Source organism: Halovulum sp. GXIMD14794, assembly GCF_054457455.1.
On record NZ_JBTLNF010000006.1, the window covers coordinates 245,825 to 264,187 of the forward strand.

Sequence of the window (18,363 nt, forward strand, 5' to 3'; positions counted from 1 at the left end):
CATGCTGCCCCGTATTCGCCACCGCCTGGTTTCGAGTTTGCTCTCGCTCGCGGTCCTGATCGTGATCGTGTTCTTCCTGTCGCGGCTGACCGGAGATCCTTCGGCCCTGTACCTGCCGCTGGATGCCTCGGCCGAGGCGCGCGAGCAGTTTCGCGCGGTCAACGGCCTGAACGATCCTCTGCTGGTGCAGTTCGGGCGCTTCCTTGCCGACATGGGGACGCTGGACTTCGGCGAGAGCCTGCGGACCTCGCTCCCGGCGCTCGAAATGGTGCTCGAGGCCTTCACCTGGACACTAGGCCTGGCGGTGCTGACGGTCGTTCTCGTCACCGTGGCCGCGGTGATCGTGGGGGCGCTGGCTGCGCTGAACGTCGGCGGATTCTTCGACCGTCTGGCGACTATCATCACGCTGATCGGCGCAAGCGCACCCGATTTCTGGGTCGCGATCGTGGGGATCCTGTTCTTCTCGGTCGGGCTGGGCTGGCTGCCGACCTCCGGCACCGGCACCATCTGGCACTGGGTCCTGCCCATAGCGGTGCTCTTCATCCGGCCGTTCGGCCTGGTCACGCAGGTTGTGCGCAGTTCGATGATCACCGCGCTGAACGCGCCCTACGTCAAGACAGCCCGCGCCAAAGGGGCAGGGCGCCAGCGCATCGTCTACCGCCATTCGCTGAAGAACGCGGCCCTGCCTATCGTCACCGTGATCGGCGACCAGGCGGCGGGGATGCTGAACGGCGCGGTTGTGGTGGAAACGATCTTCGGCTTTCCGGGCGTCGGCAAGCTGATGATCGACTCGATCCTGATGCGCGATTTCTCGGTGATCCTTGCGTCCATCTTCGTGACCGCGATCGCCATCCTTCTCATGAACATGCTGATTGACGTGGTTTATGCTGCAATCGACCCTCGCACCCGCCGCTGAGCCCGTCCGGCCAGTGGGCAACCTGCGCCTGCTGACACGCGACCCTGTCGCGTTGCTGGCGGCCCTCTTCCTGAGCGCGCTGCTGGCCGCGGCGCTGTTCGGTGCGCCGCTGCTGGAGGATGTGGCCTCGTCCACCGACCTCCGGGGGCGCAACGCACCGCCGTTCGATCTTTCGCGCTCGTGGGAGTTCTTCCTCGGCGCGGACACGCTGGGACGCCCCATCCTGCCGCGGATCATCGTCGCGGCGCAGAACACGCTGCTTGTTGCCGGGTGCTCGGTGCTTGCGGCACTGTTCATCGGCGCGGCGCTGGGAATGGTCGCGGGCTACGCGGGCGGCTGGGTCTCGCAGGTCCTGATGCGCGGTGCGGACATCATCATGTCCTTTCCGTCGCTGCTGATGGCCGTGATCGTGCTCTACATGCTCGAGCCGTCGATCTTCAACCTGGTCATCGTGCTGGCGTTCACCCGGATCCCGGTCTACCTGCGCACGACCCGCGCCGAGGTGATGGAGCTGCGGAATCGGATGTTCGTGCAGGCGGCCGAGATCATGGGCGCCTCGCCGCTGCGGATCATCGTCACCCACCTGCTGCCGATGGTCCTGCCCACGCTGGTCACGATCGCGACGATGGAGTTTGCCTTCGTGGTCCTGGCAGAAAGCGCACTGTCGTTCCTGGGCATCGGCATCCAGCCGCCCAGCATCACCTGGGGGATCATGGTCGCGCAGGGTAAGCCGTATCTGACGCAGGCCTGGTGGCTTTCGTTCTGGCCGGGCCTTGCAATCATCATGACCACGCTATCGCTCACGTTGCTGTCGAACTGGATGCGTCTTGCATTCGATCCCTCGCAGCGCTGGCGCCTCGAGATCAGGGGGTCCAATGACAAGCCATCTGCTTGATGTCCGCAACCTGTCGATCGACTTCCACACCAGCCGCGGGACCACTCGGGCGGTCCGGAACGTCAGCTTCCACCTGAACCGGGGTGAGACGCTGGGCATCCTTGGCGAAAGCGGCTCGGGAAAGTCGGTGTCGACGAGCGCCATCATGGGTCTTCTCGATCAGCCTCCGGCCCGGATCAGCAGCGGTAGCATCCTTCTGGACGGCAAGGACCTGCTGAAGATCGGCGAGGCCGAGCGGTTGGCGATCAACGGTCAGCGTATCGCGATGATCTTCCAGGACCCCGCGGCGCACCTCAACCCGGTGATCCCGGTGGGCGAGCAGATCGTCGAGGGCATGACCCTGCACGGCGTCTCGCGCCAGCAGGCGCAGGCACGCGCGCTGGAGTTGGCCGAGCGGGTTCGTATCCCCGACGCCCGGCAGCGGCTGAACGACTATCCGCACCAGTTCTCGGGCGGGCAGCGGCAGCGCATCATGATCGCGATGGCCCTCGGTATGAAGCCGGACATCCTGATCGCGGACGAGCCGACCACCGCGCTGGACGTCACCGTGCAAAGCGAGATCATGGATCTGCTCGTCGAGCTGCGCGACGAGATGGGTATGTCGATGTTGCTGATCTCGCACGATCTCGGCCTTGTCTCGAAGGCCGCAGACCGGCTGGTGGTGATGAAGTCTGGCGAGGTTGTCGAGACCGGAACCACCGCCGAGCTTCTGCGCGCGCCGAAAGCGGCCTACACGAAGCAGTTGCTGGCTTCAGTGCCGAGCGCGGTCAAGGTGTCCCGGACGACGGGTACGCCGATCCTCAAGGTCTCGGGGATCTCCAAGTTCTTCGGCGAAAAGCAGGCGCTCAAGGACATCAGCTTCGATCTGTCCGCCGGAGAAACGCTGGCGGTGGTCGGCGAGAGCGGATCGGGCAAGTCGACGCTGTCACGGATCCTGCTGCGGATGGATGCGCCTCAGGCGGGGACGGTGCAGCTGCACGACGAGGATCTGTTTGCGGCGCCGCGCGCCCGGCAGCAGGCGCTGCGGCAGAAGATGCAGATGATCTTTCAGGACCCCGGCCAGTCGCTGAACCCGCGATGGACCGTCTCGTCGATCATCTCGGAGCCCTGGGCGATCAACGCGGCGCTGCTGCCGCGCAAGGATTGGCGCGACCGGATCGCCGAGCTGCTCGAACTGGTCGGCCTGAACGCCGATCACGCGCACCGCCACGCCGGGCAGTTTTCGGGGGGGCAGAAGCAGCGCATCGCCATCGCCCGCGCCCTGGGCATGAGCCCCGAGATCCTGATCTGCGACGAGGCTGTCTCGGCGCTCGACGCCTCGGTGCAGGCCCAGATCATGGAGCTGCTGGCCGGGCTGCAGAAACAGCTTGGCATGTCCTACATCTTCATCGCGCACGACCTGCCGCTGGTCCGCGCCTTCGCCGACAGGATCCTGGTGTTCCGTGGCGGCGAGATCGTCGAGCAGGGTACGCCCGAGCGCATATTCGCAAGGCCCGAGCACGGCTACACGCGCACGCTGATCGAGGCGAACGCGAAGTACGAACTGTCCCCGGCCGCCTGACCCCTCAAGACCATCGGAGCCAACATGACCACGTATTTCAAGTGGCCCATCGTCGTAACAGTCGTCGGGCTTGTCCTTGGCGGCTGGATCGGCTGGCAGGCCGAGCACACGATCGAGGGCGCGCTTTCCGTTTTCCTGATCTGCGCGATCCTGTCGGTGCTCGAGATCTCGCTGTCGTTCGACAATGCCATCGTCAACGCGAACAAGCTCAAGACGATGGACCCGGTCTGGCAGCGGCGCTTCCTGACCTGGGGCATCCTGATCGCGGTGTTCGGGATGCGGGTGATCTTCCCGCTGGCGATCGTGGCCGTCGCGGCGTCGATCTCGCCGGTCGAGGCGGTGCGGCTGGCCTGGGCGCAGCCCGACGAATACGCGCGCATCATGCACGACGCGCATGTCGCGATCGCGGCCTACGGTGGCATGTTCTTACTGCTCGTCGCGCTGGGGTACTTCCTCGACGAGGAAAAGGACCTGCACTGGCTCAACGTCATCGAGACGCGCGCCGCGCGGCTTGGCGCGGTCCGCGGCTTCGCGCTTGGCCTTGCCATCGCGGCGCTATTCCTGGTCGCGGCTTTCCTGGGGCAGGGCGAACGTTCGGTGTTCATCGAGGCCGGGCTCTGGGGGATCCTGACCTTCCTCGCCGTTGACGCGTTGGGGCAGGTGCTCGACGATGCCTCGGCCACCCGTGTCGCCGCGAAAGGTGGCGTCGGCGCGTTCCTCTACCTGGAGGTGCTGGACGCGAGCTTCTCGTTCGACGGGGTCATCGGTGCATTCGCGCTGTCGCACAACCTGTTCGTGATCGCAATCGGTCTGGGGATCGGCGCTATGTACGTCCGCGCGATGACCATCATGCTGGTCGAGGAGCGGACCCTGACGCGCTATCGCTTCATCGAGCATGGCGCGTTCTATGCGGTCCTGCTCCTGGCACTGCTGATGATCCTGCAAAGCGTGGTTCATATCCCGGAAGTCGTAACCGGCTTTACCGGCGCGGCCATCATCCTGCTATCGCTGAAATCTTCGCTGAAGTGGAACAGGGAAACCGACTTCGGATGAGATCGCCTGCCAACGAAGCTGCAAGTCCACCGGTCATTCCGGAAGTTTGGCGAAGCGGTCTCGCAGGGCTTCCTCGATTAGTACTGGTCGGAGACGTCGATGTCGATCTCGATGCGCCGCTATCGCTCGAGGATGAATGACGGGCGATACCGTGCCCGCCCAAGCGCCTCTAGTCGTGAATGGATGGTCGATTTATGCGCATCCGCTATTTCTGAACCAGCTCGAAGGGCTGATCGAGGAGGTTGAGGCGCGTAAGGCACGCGATCCCAAGGCCTGGCGCAAGAATAATTCCACGAAACGGCTGGCCACCATCTTCAAGTTTGTGACCGAGGCCATACCAGGGGATCCGGGAGCCGCGACCTTCCGGCAAGGTGGCACACTCGGCGATCACCGCAAGCACTGGTTCCGGGCGAAATTCTTCCAGCAGTATCGGTTGTTCTACCGCTTCAACAGCGACGCAAAGGTCATCGTTCTGGCTTGGGTCAACTACGCCAAGCCTTGCAGCTCACATCGGTGACAGCCGCTCTTCGTCATCCACGACTTCCAAGGAACCGTTCTTGTCGTTCCAGGCCCACAACACGATGTTGAAGTCCGAAGACGACGCGCCCTTCGCAAAACTCTGGAACAGAAGCCCCGAAAACCGATCCGCTATGAGGGCGCGTGCCAAATCCTGTGTCGGAACCGATTGGCCCTCGAGCATTTTCATGCGCCATGCAGCGTCAGCAAGCATCGCCGCTGTCACGCAATACCGGTCAAGTCCGCCCTGATTGCGGGTATCGAAGATTGGTCCAAGGTCGGCGCTGTAGGACACCAGGATCGTGGGCTGCAGGCTGCCGACCTGGTTGGCTTCTCGAAGCGCGGTCGTGGGATCCAGCGAGGTGTAGAGGGCAAGGGCGCCCTTGGGGTTGAAGCGCCCTCCATAGAGTTCAGCGCCTCGTCCGGAAGAGCGCCTCGTCCGGAAAGAGGTTCACGCGTATAGACCGGGTTCAGAGCGCGATAGAGTGGCCCTGTGTAGCGTCCATCTTTGAGAGGCATCAGGCGAAGACGCCCGCGTCGACCGCATCGATGTATTCCAGAACTTGCTGCGCCTTGCCTTCCTGCACCAGCTGTCCGGCCGTCAAGGCCGGGAAGGGGCTCTGACCGGTACCATGCATAGGCCATCAGTTCAGACCCAAAACGCGGCTCGACCTTGTTCAGTACCTCTACCAGTTCGCGCAGGCGGCGCTGCGTCGTGTTCGAACTGATGCGGGCTCGCCTCTGCAACGCGTCCTTGCTCAAGCCGACGGTCAATGCGACTTCCTCAGCCGAAGTGCGCAGGGCCGCGGCGATCTTGCGCGGCTCGAACTGCCCATCTTCAGCGAAGTCCGTGATGTGCCTGACTTAAGTTCCCGGTGATATTGACGGTATGTAGCGGCAATATCGCTGAATTTGAAGGCGCCAGGAGGCGCTGCGCCTTCGGTTCCCATTCTTCTGCGTAGTCGTGATCGTGAGCTCATTGCCCATGCTGGCGGCGGCGGGGTTGCGCGGTCCCGGCCTGCGGGCTTTTCGCGAGATCGCGGATCGACTTGGCCTGAGCGAGGCCGAGCGCATTGCCCTCCTCGGGGATCCGGGCCGATCAACCTATCACCAGTGGATGAAGAAGGCGCGTGAGCAGCGGCCGCTCACCCTGCCCCTTGATACGCTTTTGCGGATCTCGGCGGTACTCGGGATCTACAAGGCGCTGAGCATCCTGTTCGAAAGCGAGAGCGAAGCGCTGGTCTGGTTGAAGGGTCCTCATCGGGGGACGCTCTTCGCGGGGGCCTCGCCCATGGTCTACATGCTGGACGGCGGGCACGACGGCCTTATGTCGGTGCGCCGCTATCTCGATGCCTGGCGCGGCGGGGCTATGGGTTCGGGCGCCGCCGAAGGAAGCTTCGAGCCGGTCACCGAGAGCGACCTCGTGTTCGCATGAAGATCATCGACTACGATGTGAGGTCCGCGCTCGCAGGAACCTCATGCCTCATCCCCTCGCGGTTCCCGCCGGTATCGGCCTTTGAAGAGGTCACCTCCGCAGAGGATCTGGATGCCGTGATGTATCTGGAAGGCTGGACGAACGATCGCCTGGTGGCGCCGCGGCTCGAGCGGCTGCCCCGGGCGGAGTGGGTGTATGGCCGTCCGAACGCGAGCGTGGTCATGGCGGCGTTTCTACATGGATCGCCTGACGGGCTCAGGTTCACGGATTCGAGCCTGGGGGCGTGGTATTGCTCTACCAGTATCAACACGGCGCTTCTGGAGGTGGCCAACGGGTTGCGCAAGGAGATCGCCCTGAGTGCCCTGACACAGAAGTCCGAGACCTATCGGCAATACACATCGGATCTGGCGGGCGACTACGTCGACATCGTCGGAACGCACCCGGAATACCACGACCCTGACGATGCATGCCATCCCGCGACCCAGGCCTTCGGTCGGCGGGTTCGGGAAGAAAGCGCACGCGCCGGCATTCGATATGAAAGCGTGCGCCACCCCGGCCATGAGAACTGGGTCTGCTTTCGTCCATCCCTCGTCCTGAATGTGACACAAGCAAGCCATTTCCGGATCGAAGTGCCCCGGTCTGGCCGTGTCGTCGTGCGCCAGCTCTCCTGATGTGGCCGCGACAGTCTGTGAGGTCGTCATGCAATCTGGAAAGATCAGCCACACGCCGGGCCGGCCCGAGATCCCCGTCGTAACGGACGAGGAGGCTGCAGCGCTTGCCCGTGCGACGATGAAGCTGTTTGGGAAGTGGCAGTTGTCCGACAGGGAGGCCCGCACACTGCTGGGCGGCATGGCGCAGCGCACCTGGGTGCGCTGGAAAGCCGGCGACACCGGGCTTATCGGCCGCGACCTGCGGGCCAGGATGGCTAACCTGATCGGGATCCACAAAGGACTGCGGTGTCTCTTTTCGGATCCCGCTCGAGGCTACGCCTGGATCAGGAAGCCCAATTCGAGTTTCGATGGAATGAGTGGGCTCGACGTGATGATGCGCGGGGAGATGACCGATCTGATCGATCTGCACAGCTACCTCGATGCCGAGTGTGGCGCGTCGTTCAGGAGATAGGCCGTCAGGTTTTGATGGGCATGCAGGATGCGAATGATCTCGACGCGTTGTCCATGCTGCCGATAGACTACCAAATGCACGCCGATCGGGTGAATCCGTACCGGAGGCGTGAACTCGTCGCGATCCCGCGCCATTTCGGGGAAACCGGCGAGCAGGTCGAAGAGTGCAAAGAGACCATCCGCGTAGCGGTTTGCCTGATCAACGCCCCACGTATCGGCACCAAGGCGCCAGATCCGCGAAAGGTCGACTTCGGCGGCGGGCCGAATAGACCAGCCGTCATTTTCCGGCAAACTGGTCGAGCATTCGGGCCTTGAATTCATCACGATCCAGCGCAGTATCGGGACCACTGGCGAGGCCAGCGTCGATAGTACCCTGGATTTCGGCGATCGCCTCGGACCGTAAGCGGTCACGGCGGATCAGATCGCGCACATAGTCGCTTGAATTTGCGTACCGGCCCGACCTGGATTGCTCCTCGACCCAAGATTTCATGGGGTCCGGCAACGAAATGTTCATTGTGCCCATGTTCGTCTCCTTGATGTCCAAGCATATGGCAAACTTTGCCATTCCGCAAGCTACTCGTTCACCTGGGAGCCTTGGCTTCCTTGTCACAGAAAACTTGTCGCCGTCGCCGTCGGCGTCGGTACCGTGGAGATGGTCACCGGTTCGGCACATGTAGGTATCTGCGTGCGGCGGCACCGCGGGAGATGCTTCGATTGCTTCCGGCCAGCGTCCGCCGCCGGAAGCCGGAGCTCCTCGACGACTTCTGATCCTGGGCGGGAGGGCGCCGTGTTCCGTTTTCTTGACTGGACGCCATCTTCCCCGTCGACCGCATCAGGGGATGATCTTCATGGACCTCATCGACGCCAGCTGCCGAAGCCTAGCGCCGCGCCATATCCGCACCCGCTAACTTCGGGGCAGGTGCTTCGCACTCGCCATGGCGCTCCACGCTCGTACCGGCGTCGAGCTTTGGGCGTTGCGCGAAGGGCCGGGTGGCCCCATCACCACGCGTTCATCGCGGATCCTGCCGCCGGCTTCGGGATCGACATTCGCGGCGCAGTGCCGCTGGATGAAATTTCTACCGGCGCGATTCCGGGCCTGTTGCTGGCGCCCGTCATCAAGGCGGAGATCCTCGACCAGGTCGGCAGCATCGATCCCGGCGATCTCGCGGACGCCCGCGATTCCATTTCCCTCCATCTTCGAGACCTTCCCGGGCGGCGGGGAAGGGAGGCGCCGGAAACGGCTGAGGTGCGGCGCGCCTGGATCAGGCGCAAGGGGCGGATTCCGCCAGTGTTGCCGCAGCAACTTCTTTCGCACGGCGCGCCATGCACCGCGTGCCCCGGCGCTAGTCGAACAGGTTGGCGATGTTGGCCTTGATGCGATCGCCGACATAAAGGGCCAGCGCCTGGATGGTTGACGTCGGGTTCACCGCCCCGGCCGTGACGAAGATCGATCCGTCGACGATGAACAGGTTCTTCACATCATGGCTGCGGCCCCAGGCGTTCACCACCGAGGTGGCCGGGTCGTTGCCCATCCTGCAGGTGCCCATCTGGTGCCATCCAGCACGCCACCACACCGATCCATCACTTTTGTTAATGATGCTTTTCGCTCCTGCGGCGCGGAGCAACTCTTCCGCGCGCGCCTCCCCGTGCTTGAGCATGGCCCGGGTGTTGTCTCCCAGTCGGTAGCTGATCTTCGGCGCCGGAATACCGTCGCTGTCAGTCAACTCCGGGTCGAGTGTCACGCGGTTGTGCTCCTCGGGAAGATCTTCACTGACGACCGTCAGGCCTGCGAGGTACGGATAGACGTTGTCCATGATATCCCGATGTTCGGCCCCCCATGGGATCGGCGCGTCGATCCCATAACCGCCGAGTGCATAAGTCATCGGCGTAGTTGATCTGCCCGAATGCAGGCCGTAGCCCCGCACGAATCCTCGGTCCGGGTCGCTCTCGTAGAATTCCTGGCTCAGGATGGCACAGGCCATCGGCCCCTCGTGCCCAAGCATCGGCTCGTCGAACACGCCCGAGACGCCCGTGAGGGGGTGAAACATCAAGTTTCGGCCGACGAGGCCCGATCGGTTGGCCAAGCCGTCCGGGAAAGACCGCGACTTCGAATGCAGCAGCAACCGCGGCGTGCCGATTCCGTTACAGGCAACGATCACCAGTTCGGCCTTCTGTTCGTGCACCTGCCCGTCGGGACCGTGATACAGGACGCCTGTCGCGAACCCGGTCTGCTCGTCGACGAGAATCTCGCGGACGCGCGCGTTGGTCCGCAGTTCGACACCGGCGTTCTCAAGCATCGGCCAATAGGTGAAGTTCGTTCCCCCCTTGGCGCCCGCCGCACATCCCAGGTCGCAGGTTCCCGCATTCACGCACTTCTGCCGGCCATCGTGGTCGCGACTGAGGATCGCGACATCCGACGGCCACCAGTGCCACCCCTTCTTGTTGAACCCTTCGGCCAAGGTGCGGCCGAGCTTTCCGAGCGGGATGGGCGGGAGCGCCGGCGTGTAGTCCGGATAGGCCGGATTGCCTCCCAACCCGGATACACCGGTATTGGCATCGTTGGCATCGAAGAACGGCTCGAGATCCTCGTAGCTGACCGGCCAGTCCTCCCCTACACCGTCGAGCGTCTTCGTACGGAAATCCGATGGCTTCATTCGGGGCCAGTGGCCGAGAAAGTTTACGGTGGACCCGCCGACCCCATTCCAGTTGACCGGCGTGATGCAGCTCTCCGAGACCTCAATGGGATAGTCCTGTGCCAGCCGTCGGACGTTCGGATCGCACGAGAACTCGCCATACCGGGCCAGTTCGTAGTCGTCGCGGCGCGACGGGAAGTCCTTATCGTGAAGATGGCCTCCCTGCTCGAGACAGAGTATTCGCATGCGTGTCTCGAGCAGCGACCACGCGATCGCCGCCCCTGACGCCCCGGCGCCGACAATCAGTACATCGACCGGATCATTCGCCATTGCGCGCCGCCTCCCCGGTGGGGTCTCGATAGACTTTGCCTCTTGCGCGGACGGGCGCTGTCAGTGCATCGAGTTCATCCGCGCTTTCGCCGGCCACGGTGTACCCCTTCGGATGGACCGGGTGGGCCGCCAGCCCCACCAGCCCACGGATTTCCGGCCGACTGTAGTAACCCATATACACCGCCCGCACGAGCGCCCCGAATGCCTCGGGTGCCTCGGCTTCGAGATCGCGGACACGGTCGACCGTGATGTCCGCGGCAGAAGCGCCCAGCAGCTTGAGAAGGCTGATCACCGCGCCCTTCAAGGCACGGTCTTCAGCAGCCGCGCGGGCAAGGTAGTCCGCGGTTTCGAACGTTCCGGCACCGGGAATGCCTTTCTTCGTATTGGGTGGGATGATGCGGTCGAGCAAGGCGTAAAGCGCCGGGCGTTGATCTTCTGTCCATGTCATTTCATCTCGCTCCCGCTTCCGTACGTGACAGGGCATCGATCGCGACCGCCAGGATCAGGATCACGCCGGAAACCATCAGCTTGTCTGCGGCGCTGGCGCCCGTGAGGTCGAGTCCGTTGCCCAGGGACCCGATCACGAGCGCCCCGAGAATCGCGTTCCAGACCGACCCGCGGCCGCCGAAGAGAGAGGTTCCCCCGATAACAGCGGCCCCGATCGCCTCGAGCAGGAGCGATCCCCCGGCAAACGCCGTGTAGGATACCGAGCCGTAGCGAGACGCACCGAAAATGCCGCCGATCGCTGCCATGAGGCCGACGATCCCGAACGCGGCTGCGCGAATGCGCTTGACCTTGAACCCGACCCGGCGGGCGCTCTCAGCGTTGCCACCGACCGCGAAAAGCGACCGGCCAAAGGGTGTCGAGGTCGTCACCCATCCCAGAAGCGCGGTGATGCCGAGCAGCAGGACGAGCAGGAGCGGCAAGGACCGATAGGCGTTCAGTGTCAGTATGACCGCGAGGATCAGTGTGCCGAACACGAACACCTGCCCCCAAAGGGCTAGGGCCGTTTCCTGCTCAAGCCCCCTGGCCTTGCGTTCTGACTGCTTGCGCAGGCTGAGGTACGCGAACACGGCTAAGCAGGCGAGGCCGAGTAAGATCCCCAACAGATCCGGGATCAGGACACGGGCGAAGCCTCGCACGAACGGATCACCCACGTTGAGGTTCCCGGTCGGCAAGATCTTCTGCATCAGGCCCTGGTAGCCGAGAAGTCCGGCCAGCGTCACGACGAACGACGGAATGCCGACATAGGCGACCAGCAGGCCCTGAGCCAATCCCATGACCACGCCAATTCCAATCACGATCACGCACGCGAGCCAGCCCGGAACACCGGCGAGAACGAGGACCCCCAGCAGCGCGGCGCACACGCCCGCGGTGCCGGCGGCCGACAAGTCAATCTCTCCGAGAAGCAGCACCACGGTGATCCCGACAGCGAGCGTCGCGATCACGGCAGACTGCATGAACAGGTTGTAGATGTTGCGCGGGCTCAGGAAAATCGTACTGAACTCCTCCACATCGCCGCTCATCACGTCCCACATCGGCAGAACAAGTCCGAAGTAGAGCCAGATCGCGGCGAGCGCCAGCAGCACGGGGACGAACGCGCCGAAGCGGGTTTCGCGCATCGCCCGGAACCGGTCGATGAAGGGCCGATGCGTGTCAGGCTGCATCACCCACCCCCTTGTCGAGACCGCGGGTCATCGCCACGACGATCTCGTCCGGCGTGGTCTGGTCTGCCCACCAGGTCGCGACGTTTCCCCCATGCCTCAGAACGCAGATCCTGTCGGCAACCTCGAAAATGTCGCGCATGTTGTGGGAGATGTAGACGACCGCGTGATCGGTCTCCCGCAGCCGCTTTACGACCTCGAGAACCTGCCTCGTCTGGGCGACTCCGAGCGCGGCGGTCGGCTCGTCGAGCATCACGACGGAGCTCTCCGCGCCGACGGCGCGGGCAATCGCGATGGCCTGGCGCTGTCCACCCGACAGTCCGCCCACTTTCGCCCGAACGGATTGCAGCGTACGCACCTGAAGCTTGTCGATCGCCTCGCGGGCAGCCACCTCCATCTGGATATCGTCCAGAGGCCGCAGGAGCCGGGGCAGAAAATTCCACCCGGGCTTCACCGGCTCCGAGCCGAGCGAGAGGTTCGCGGCCACGTCGAGGTTCTCGCAGAGCGCGAGATCCTGGTAGACGATCTGGATGCCGTGATTGGCCGCATCGTTTGGCGTCGAAATTGAAACATGGCGCCCGTCGAGCAGGAACTCTCCTTCATCGGCGGTATGGGCGCCGGCAAGAACCTTCATCAAGGTCGATTTGCCGGCGCCGTTATCACCCACGAGGGCCATGACTTCGCCGCGTGCCACTTCGAAGTCGACGCCGCGAAGCGCGTGAACCCCGCCGAAGCGCTTGTGAATTCCGCGCACGGCAAGGTGCGCTGGCGGGGCTGTGCGCCCCGCCACGGTACGATCCAGGGTCATGGCGTCTGATCTACTGGCAGTACTCGGTCGCGGCAGCTTCGCCCTGGCAGATCATGTCCTTCGTAATCGAGGGGTCATTCTCGACGACATAGGCCACGCCTTCTGCGCCTACGGCCGAATAGCTGTCGACCGGGACGAAGGCCACGTCGGCCCCGACGCCGTTCTGAACGACCTCGGTTGCCAAGTCGTCGTATGCCTCGCCCTTGAGGAGACGCACGGTGACCTCTGCCGCTGCAGCCGCCATTTCGTGGAGCGGCCGCCAACCACACTGGGTCTGCTTGCCGAGAAGCATCAGTTGCTGCGCCTCGACCGTGCAGTCGAGCCCTGAAACCGGGACCGACCCGGCCATGCCCTGTTCCTCCATCGCGGCAATCGCGGCCCCCGCATTACCGTCATTGGACGACACTACGCCTTGTACGTTGTTGTCGAGTTGCGTCAGCGCCTGGTCCATGGACCGCCGCGCAATCGCCGGATCCCAGCCCGGTGTCCAGTTCTCGTACCCCATCACCCGTTCGCCCGAGGCGAAGAGCGGTTCAAGCACTGACATCTGCCCTGCGGCGATCACGGCGGCATTCGGGTCCGTTGGAGACCCCTTGAGCAGTACGAGGGTGTCGCCGGATTCGGTGTTGTCCACCACGTGCTGTGCCTGCGCCGCCCCGGTGGCATGCATGTCGGCCTGCACCCAGAACTTCGTGTTTTCAGAGTTGATCATGCGGTCGTAGGCAATGGTCGGAACGCCATCTTCGGCCGCAGTATCGGCAATGATGGCCGAGCTTTCGCCGTCGATCGGAATGACGACCAGAACCTTGGCCCCTTGGGTCAGCGCCTGCTCCGCCTGCCGTTGCTGGGTGGCGGTGTCGTTGTTGGCGTTATATACCTCCACCGTCACATCCGGTGCAATTTCACCCATCTTCGCGACGTAGGCGGCCGCGTCCTGCTGTTCCCATCGTGGGTTCACGTTTTCGGGCAGCAGCAAGGCGACCATATCCGCGGCAGCCGCCGCCGCCCCAATTGCCATCGCCGCGACGGATCCCATCAGCAGCCCTGTGGTCATTTTCCGAACCATTGTTTCCTCCTGGTTAATTGTCTCGACGTCTAAGCGCCGGTTTTCCGGTAGCGTCGGCGCGATCTCCGCGCCATCTGAACGACTGGACCCTGCCTTGACGGTTTGTTGCCTTCCCGCTCACCCGAGCGACCTCCGGGTGAGAACTGTTTCGACCTGGTACCAGCCCCCCCGCATGCCCTGTCATGGCGCGCCCCTTCGAGACCGACCATCGGCTCGTGGAAGCTTGCGTAGGAGCAAGTCAAACATCTGATGTTTATGTTGTCCAGATGTTTTTATTGATCACTCATTAGTGGGTAGGTCAGAGCCGCATAGCGCGCGGGCGAGGTGTCGGGGAGCTCTTGACTGGGCTCAGCCTCAATTTGTGTGACGCGAGTATCCTGAGTCTGTAATTTCAGGAGGGATAGTCGTGAGCTCGAAGTAGCAGTGGTCGCCCGGAAGTGGCGTTTCGGTTCAAAGCGTTGAGCGCTGTGATACCGGCGGGTGGTTTGTTTCCGGCACCTTGGCACCCCAAGGAATTTGCCCCGATCGCGGGACGCTATCGCGGCGACGTCACGGATGGCGGCATCGGCGTCTGCAGGATATTCCCGCGCACGGTGAAAGGGTTGCAGCGACGATGTGATCCTCGGCTCCGACGTGGATATCTCCTCCAAGCCCAGTTGCGACGACGTGGCCAATATTCTGGCCACAGCCGCCACGACGGGGAAATTCGACGAGAAGGCGCTCAACATGCAGTCTGCTTGATGGTTTGGCCGGGCTGGCGCGTCTTGTGCCGGCCCTTGCCTGACCAAATGGACGAAAGGCGCCGTGGCGGTTCGTCCCGGATTGTTGGAGGAGTTCTGCACCGGGAAGACCGCAGGGATCCAGGTCTGAATTACGTGCTGGCCGGGCGGCGTCTTGCGACCCATTATGCAAGGGTTTGGCGGGGCGACTCTCGGAGGACAGTGTGACTGAAGCCAGGTCCGAAGCGCGGTTGCTCCAGCGTGGACTGGCCGTATTGTCCGTGGTTGGACAGGCCGCGCACCCGCCAGGCTTTGGGGACATCCGGGACCGGACCGGGCTGCCGAAGGCCACGCTCTCGCGGATTCTCTCGGCATTGCGCCGGGCGGGGTACCTCGCGCTGGATCCGGGTGAGAAGGGCTATGTGCTGGGGCCCGAGTTCATGAACCTGATCCCGACGGGTCAGCCCCATCGCGCGCGTCTGGGCGAGATCAGGGACGAATTGCAGAGGCTGACCGACGAGTTGGAGCTGCCGATCCTCTACTGGTTGGTAACCGGGGAGAGGATCAGCCCGGCAAGTCGGTTCCTGCCGTTCAGCCCGCGCGCGGAGACGCCGGATGGGCGCACCGAGCGGTTGGATCGGGCCGCGCCGGGACTTGCGGTACTCGCGGCGATGGACAGCATCGGGTTGTCGCGGGCATTGGCCCGGTTCCGCGAAGCGGAGAAACCGCCTGCGCCAGAGACCGCCCGGAGGCTCGGTTTCGCCGCCGCGACCGGGTTTGCGGTGGTCTCTCGACCAGTTGGCGCAAACGGAGCACCTGAGGATCATGCACCGGAGGTCGCGGCCGCGATCACCGATGTCGAGGGGCGTCCGGTTGCCGCAATATCTGTACGTTGTATCGCGGCGGGGCATTCCGAGGCCGAACGCCACCAGATCGGGCGGAAGCTGGCCTTCACCGCGCGCCAGTTGTCGCACGGGCCCCGCGCAGCACCTCGGCGGCGGGACGTGGGAGTGCGGACTTCTGGCGGTTCAGCGCATTCCGTCGAAGAGCCCGAGGTGGTTTCGGGCGGCCATTACGATCAGGTGGGCACCTCGCCCTGCTGGGACACGGCGCATCGGCGGCTAATCTGGCTGGACAGTCTGGGCGGTGCAATCAGCTGGACCGCGGCCGAGGATGCGGGTTCCGTGCCGGGGCGCAGGCGGATGCCGGACCTGCCGGGCGCGGTGCTTCCGTCGGGGAGCGGGCGCGTCATGGTGGCATCGCGCGACGGGATCTCGGTGCTGGACCTCGGCACGGGGCGGCGCTCGGTCTTCAGTCACCCGGAACCGGAGGATGCGCTGCGGCGGTTCTCGACCGCGCAGGCCGCGCCCGAGGGCCAGCTATGGGTGGGCAGCCTCAGCCCGGTGCCGCTGGCCGGGATGGGGCAGGGGCGGCTCTACCGCATGGACCCGGGCGGGCAGATCCGGCGCGCGCTGGACCTCGAGCGCGGAGCGAAGGGAATGTGCTGGAGCGCCGACGGGCGGCACCTGTTCCTGACCGAGGCCGGCTCGAAGGCGATCTTGCGGTTCGAGATGGACGAGCGGCGCGAGCGTCCGCTCAACCCGCGCCGGTTCGCGGTTCACCGCGGCGAGGGCACGCCGAACGGGATCGCGATGGACCGGGAGGGCTGTCTCTGGGCGGCGATTTACGGCGGGTGGTGCGTGGCGAGATTCGATCCGGATGGCCGCGAGATCGAGACCGTCGAACTGCCGGTGCCGCTGCCGACAGCGCTGTGTTTCGGCGGACCGAACCTGCGCAGCCTGTTCGTGACCACCTGCCGCCTGCATGTCCCGCCCGAGGTGCTGCTGGACGCGCCGGAGTCGGGCGCGGTCTTCCGGGTCGAGACCACCGTCCCCGGACTGCGTGTGCCGGAGCTGAAACTGGCCTGACGTGTTCCGACAGGTGGAACAGGATTCTCTGCCGCTTCTGTGCCCGGCGCAACCCGCATAGCCTTGGCGGAACAGGCGGCAGGAGGTCCTGACACGCCGGAGAACGGGGAGGAACATGAGGATGACCAAGCTTTGCGACGCCCGGCCGATGTTATTGCGGACCGGCGTATCCGTGTGCGTGGCGGCGCTGCTGGCCGTGCAGGCGCAGGCCGAGGATCGGACCATCGCGGTCGCGGCCCTTGTCGAGCCGCCGTCGCTGGACAGCGCCAACGCCTATAACGCCAACAGCCGGACGGTGATGGGCAATGTCTACGAGGGGCTTGTCGGGCGCGACGGCAGGACCAATGCGTTCGTGCCTGAACTCGCGGTCTCGTGGACGCAGATCGACGACCGCACCTGGCAGTTCACGCTGCGCGAGGACGTGCTGTTCCACGACGGATCGCCGCTGACCGCGGAGGGTGCGGCGGCGGCGCTGAGCCATGTCTGGAGCAAGGACAACGGCTTCCAGATCCGCGCGCTCGGCGGGCCCGAGATGACCTTCGAGGCCAAGGGCGACATGCTGCTGGAGGTGCGCTCAGACGCGGCCGACCCATTGTTGCTGACGCGGATGTGGCAGACCTACATTCCGTCCGCCGAGCATATTCGTGCGCATCCCGAGGAATGGGGGCAGGTGGCCGTGGGGACCGGGCCCTACAAGGTCAGGGACTGGACGCGCGGCACGTCGATCACGCTCGAGGCGAACCCGGACTGGTGGGGCCAGGAGGCCGAGGACGCCTATGGGCGGATCCAGTATGCCGAGGCGGTGTTCGAGTTTCGGCCCGAGGCCTCGTCGCGGATTGCCGCGCTGCAGGCGGGCGAGGTGGATTTCGCCGAGCGTCTGCCGGGCGAGCTGTGCAAGTCGATGCTGGGCGAGAACTGCATCGAGAGCCCGGACACGACCTCGACCTATTTCCGGCTGGACAGCAGCAATCCGGTGCTGGCCGATCCGCGCATCCGAAAGGCGATCTCGCTGGCGGTGGACCGGCAGACGATCGGCGACGTGCTGCTGGGCGGTGCGCAGCCCGCGACGATGATCGTGGGGCCATCGGCGACCGGCTATAACGCCGATCTGCCACCCCTTGCCTATGACGTGGACGAGGCGCGGCGGCTGGTGGAAGAAGCCAAGGCCGACGGCGTTCCGGTGGAGGATACTCCGCTCTGGATGGCGACGATGCAGGGCGGGTTCATCGGCAACGCGGACGTAATGGAGGTGATGCTGGAGCAGCTCAAGCAGATCGGCATTCCCAATGTGAAGGTCGAGGTGCTCGAGCGTGGTCCGGCCTGGCAGGATGTGTTCATCCATGCCGAGAAACCCATCGACCCGGCGCGTGGCCTGATCGCGTTGCACAAGCACACCAACGATCCCTATGATTTCGCCTCGACCGCGGGCGCGTTCTATACCTGCGAGGGCCGCCTGTCGGTCGCCTGCAATCCCGAGATCGACGAGAAGTTGGCGGCTGCGGTTGCCCTGACCGGCGACGCGCGGCAGGCGGCGCTGGCCGAGATCGGGCGGCTGACCTACGAGGATCTCTGGTACATCCCGCTTCATCACGAGGTTCGCTTCCACGGCGTGTCGGACAGTGTTGCGTTCGAACCGCCGCTTCATGCCGGTGTCCGTCTGACGGATATCATCGCGAAGTAATTTCCTCCCGGAAGCAAACGATCCGCACCCGGTGGCG

At 64.3% G+C, this 18,363-nt stretch carries 17 protein-coding genes and 2 pseudogenes; 10 read left to right on the top strand and 9 right to left on the bottom strand.

The annotated features are described in order from the left end of the window. Position 1 precedes the first annotated feature (1 nt). The 5 genes and pseudogenes from ACW9UR_RS15970 to ACW9UR_RS15990 form a co-directional block, all read left to right on the top strand. Positions 2-916: an ABC transporter permease gene (locus tag ACW9UR_RS15970; RefSeq protein ID WP_458918046.1), complete on the top strand. Its 915-nt coding sequence runs from the start codon at positions 2-4 to the stop codon at positions 914-916. Continuing rightward, positions 885-1,811 (top strand): ABC transporter permease, encoded by a 927-nt coding sequence (locus ACW9UR_RS15975; RefSeq protein WP_458918047.1) that lies wholly within the window; start codon positions 885-887, stop codon positions 1,809-1,811. The genes ACW9UR_RS15970 and ACW9UR_RS15975 overlap by 32 nt, the downstream gene beginning before the upstream one ends. Further along, the gene (locus tag ACW9UR_RS15980) at positions 1,792-3,372 is read left to right on the top strand and encodes a dipeptide ABC transporter ATP-binding protein (RefSeq protein ID WP_458918048.1); all 1,581 of its coding nucleotides are present in this window, start codon (positions 1,792-1,794) and stop codon (positions 3,370-3,372) included. The genes ACW9UR_RS15975 and ACW9UR_RS15980 overlap by 20 nt, the downstream gene beginning before the upstream one ends. A 24-nt stretch (positions 3,373-3,396) precedes the next feature. Beyond that, positions 3,397-4,425, top strand: coding sequence for a DUF475 domain-containing protein (locus tag ACW9UR_RS15985; protein ID WP_458918049.1), 1,029 nt, complete (start codon positions 3,397-3,399; stop codon positions 4,423-4,425). 136 nt (positions 4,426-4,561) lie between these two features. Beyond that, positions 4,562-4,912, top strand: a pseudogene (locus ACW9UR_RS15990) (type II toxin-antitoxin system YhaV family toxin); the annotation flags it as partial. Positions 4,913-4,930: 18 nt separating this feature from the next. Here ACW9UR_RS15990 and ACW9UR_RS15995 read toward each other — a convergent pair. Then, a pseudogene (locus ACW9UR_RS15995) lies at positions 4,931-5,308 on the bottom strand (RES family NAD+ phosphorylase); the annotation flags it as partial. Between the two features lie 603 nt (positions 5,309-5,911). Here ACW9UR_RS15995 and ACW9UR_RS16000 point away from each other — a divergent pair. The 3 genes from ACW9UR_RS16000 to ACW9UR_RS16010 are packed head-to-tail and all read left to right on the top strand — an operon-like array spanning position 5,912 to position 7,498. Continuing rightward, a complete protein-coding gene (locus ACW9UR_RS16000; RefSeq protein ID WP_458918050.1) occupies positions 5,912-6,376 on the top strand; it encodes an antitoxin Xre/MbcA/ParS toxin-binding domain-containing protein in 465 nt (154 codons plus the stop codon). After that, positions 6,373-7,047 carry an RES family NAD+ phosphorylase gene (locus tag ACW9UR_RS16005; RefSeq protein ID WP_458918051.1) on the top strand — a complete coding sequence of 225 codons (675 nt, stop codon included), beginning with the start codon at positions 6,373-6,375 and terminating at the stop codon, positions 7,045-7,047. The genes ACW9UR_RS16000 and ACW9UR_RS16005 overlap by 4 nt, the downstream gene beginning before the upstream one ends. Positions 7,048-7,075: 28 nt before the next feature. Continuing rightward, positions 7,076-7,498 (top strand): antitoxin Xre-like helix-turn-helix domain-containing protein, encoded by a 423-nt coding sequence (locus tag ACW9UR_RS16010; protein ID WP_458918052.1) that lies wholly within the window; start codon positions 7,076-7,078, stop codon positions 7,496-7,498. On the opposite strand, the gene ACW9UR_RS16015 is transcribed toward ACW9UR_RS16010, so the two are convergent. From ACW9UR_RS16015 to ACW9UR_RS16050, 8 genes are all read right to left on the bottom strand, one after another. Next, on the bottom strand, positions 7,459-7,788 hold the full coding sequence (locus tag ACW9UR_RS16015; protein ID WP_458918053.1) for a type II toxin-antitoxin system RelE/ParE family toxin: 330 nt from the start codon (positions 7,786-7,788) through the stop codon (positions 7,459-7,461). The genes ACW9UR_RS16010 and ACW9UR_RS16015 overlap by 40 nt on opposite strands. Then, entirely contained in the window at positions 7,775-8,020 is a 246-nt protein-coding gene (locus ACW9UR_RS16020; protein WP_458918054.1) for a type II toxin-antitoxin system ParD family antitoxin, read from the bottom strand. The genes ACW9UR_RS16015 and ACW9UR_RS16020 overlap by 14 nt, the downstream gene beginning before the upstream one ends. Before the next feature lie 381 nt (positions 8,021-8,401). Continuing rightward, on the bottom strand, positions 8,402-8,692 hold the full coding sequence (locus ACW9UR_RS16025) for a hypothetical protein (protein WP_458918055.1): 291 nt from the start codon (positions 8,690-8,692) through the stop codon (positions 8,402-8,404). Positions 8,693-8,840: 148 nt separating this feature from the next. Continuing rightward, the gene (locus ACW9UR_RS16030; RefSeq protein WP_458918056.1) at positions 8,841-10,460 is read right to left on the bottom strand and encodes a GMC family oxidoreductase; all 1,620 of its coding nucleotides are present in this window, start codon (positions 10,458-10,460) and stop codon (positions 8,841-8,843) included. Beyond that, positions 10,450-10,908, bottom strand: coding sequence for a hypothetical protein (locus tag ACW9UR_RS16035; protein WP_458918057.1), 459 nt, complete (start codon positions 10,906-10,908; stop codon positions 10,450-10,452). The genes ACW9UR_RS16030 and ACW9UR_RS16035 overlap by 11 nt, the downstream gene beginning before the upstream one ends. Before the next feature lies 1 nt (position 10,909). Then, positions 10,910-12,127 (bottom strand): sugar ABC transporter permease, encoded by a 1,218-nt coding sequence (locus ACW9UR_RS16040; protein WP_458918058.1) that lies wholly within the window; start codon positions 12,125-12,127, stop codon positions 10,910-10,912. Next, entirely contained in the window at positions 12,117-12,932 is an 816-nt protein-coding gene (locus ACW9UR_RS16045; RefSeq protein ID WP_458918059.1) for an ATP-binding cassette domain-containing protein, read from the bottom strand. Before ACW9UR_RS16045 ends, ACW9UR_RS16040 begins: the two co-directional genes overlap by 11 nt. A gap of 10 nt (positions 12,933-12,942) precedes the next feature. Beyond that, positions 12,943-13,998 carry an ABC transporter substrate-binding protein gene (locus ACW9UR_RS16050; protein ID WP_458918060.1) on the bottom strand — a complete coding sequence of 352 codons (1,056 nt, stop codon included), beginning with the start codon at positions 13,996-13,998 and terminating at the stop codon, positions 12,943-12,945. Positions 13,999-14,941: 943 nt separating this feature from the next. Here ACW9UR_RS16050 and ACW9UR_RS16055 point away from each other — a divergent pair. Together ACW9UR_RS16055 and ACW9UR_RS16060 are read left to right on the top strand one after the other, a co-directional pair. After that, positions 14,942-16,645 carry an SMP-30/gluconolactonase/LRE family protein gene (locus ACW9UR_RS16055; RefSeq protein ID WP_458918061.1) on the top strand — a complete coding sequence of 568 codons (1,704 nt, stop codon included), beginning with the start codon at positions 14,942-14,944 and terminating at the stop codon, positions 16,643-16,645. A 115-nt stretch (positions 16,646-16,760) separates the two neighbouring features. After that, complete coding sequence (locus ACW9UR_RS16060) at positions 16,761-18,326, top strand: ABC transporter substrate-binding protein (RefSeq protein WP_458918062.1); 1,566 nt, start codon at positions 16,761-16,763, stop codon at positions 18,324-18,326. The last annotated feature ends 37 nt before the right edge of the window (positions 18,327-18,363 follow it).

Excerpts from the sequence above, each read along its gene's own strand:
- ACW9UR_RS15970 (WP_458918046.1), top strand. The coding sequence starts at position 2 with ATGCTGCCCCGTATTCGCCACCGCCTGGTTTCGAGTTTGCTCTCGCTC.
- ACW9UR_RS15975 (WP_458918047.1), top strand. The coding sequence starts at position 885 with ATGCTGCAATCGACCCTCGCACCCGCCGCTGAGCCCGTCCGGCCAGTG.
- ACW9UR_RS15980 (WP_458918048.1), top strand. The coding sequence starts at position 1,792 with ATGACAAGCCATCTGCTTGATGTCCGCAACCTGTCGATCGACTTCCAC.
- ACW9UR_RS15985 (WP_458918049.1), top strand. The coding sequence starts at position 3,397 with ATGACCACGTATTTCAAGTGGCCCATCGTCGTAACAGTCGTCGGGCTT.
- ACW9UR_RS16005 (WP_458918051.1), top strand. The coding sequence starts at position 6,373 with ATGAAGATCATCGACTACGATGTGAGGTCCGCGCTCGCAGGAACCTCA.
- ACW9UR_RS16010 (WP_458918052.1), top strand. The coding sequence starts at position 7,076 with ATGCAATCTGGAAAGATCAGCCACACGCCGGGCCGGCCCGAGATCCCC.
- ACW9UR_RS16020 (WP_458918054.1), bottom strand. The coding sequence starts at position 8,020 with ATGGGCACAATGAACATTTCGTTGCCGGACCCCATGAAATCTTGGGTC.
- ACW9UR_RS16025 (WP_458918055.1), bottom strand. The coding sequence starts at position 8,692 with ATGGAGGGAAATGGAATCGCGGGCGTCCGCGAGATCGCCGGGATCGAT.
- ACW9UR_RS16030 (WP_458918056.1), bottom strand. The coding sequence starts at position 10,460 with ATGGCGAATGATCCGGTCGATGTACTGATTGTCGGCGCCGGGGCGTCA.
- ACW9UR_RS16035 (WP_458918057.1), bottom strand. The coding sequence starts at position 10,908 with ATGACATGGACAGAAGATCAACGCCCGGCGCTTTACGCCTTGCTCGAC.
- ACW9UR_RS16040 (WP_458918058.1), bottom strand. The coding sequence starts at position 12,127 with ATGCAGCCTGACACGCATCGGCCCTTCATCGACCGGTTCCGGGCGATG.
- ACW9UR_RS16045 (WP_458918059.1), bottom strand. The coding sequence starts at position 12,932 with ATGACCCTGGATCGTACCGTGGCGGGGCGCACAGCCCCGCCAGCGCAC.
- ACW9UR_RS16050 (WP_458918060.1), bottom strand. The coding sequence starts at position 13,998 with ATGGTTCGGAAAATGACCACAGGGCTGCTGATGGGATCCGTCGCGGCG.
- ACW9UR_RS16060 (WP_458918062.1), top strand. The coding sequence starts at position 16,761 with ATGAGGATGACCAAGCTTTGCGACGCCCGGCCGATGTTATTGCGGACC.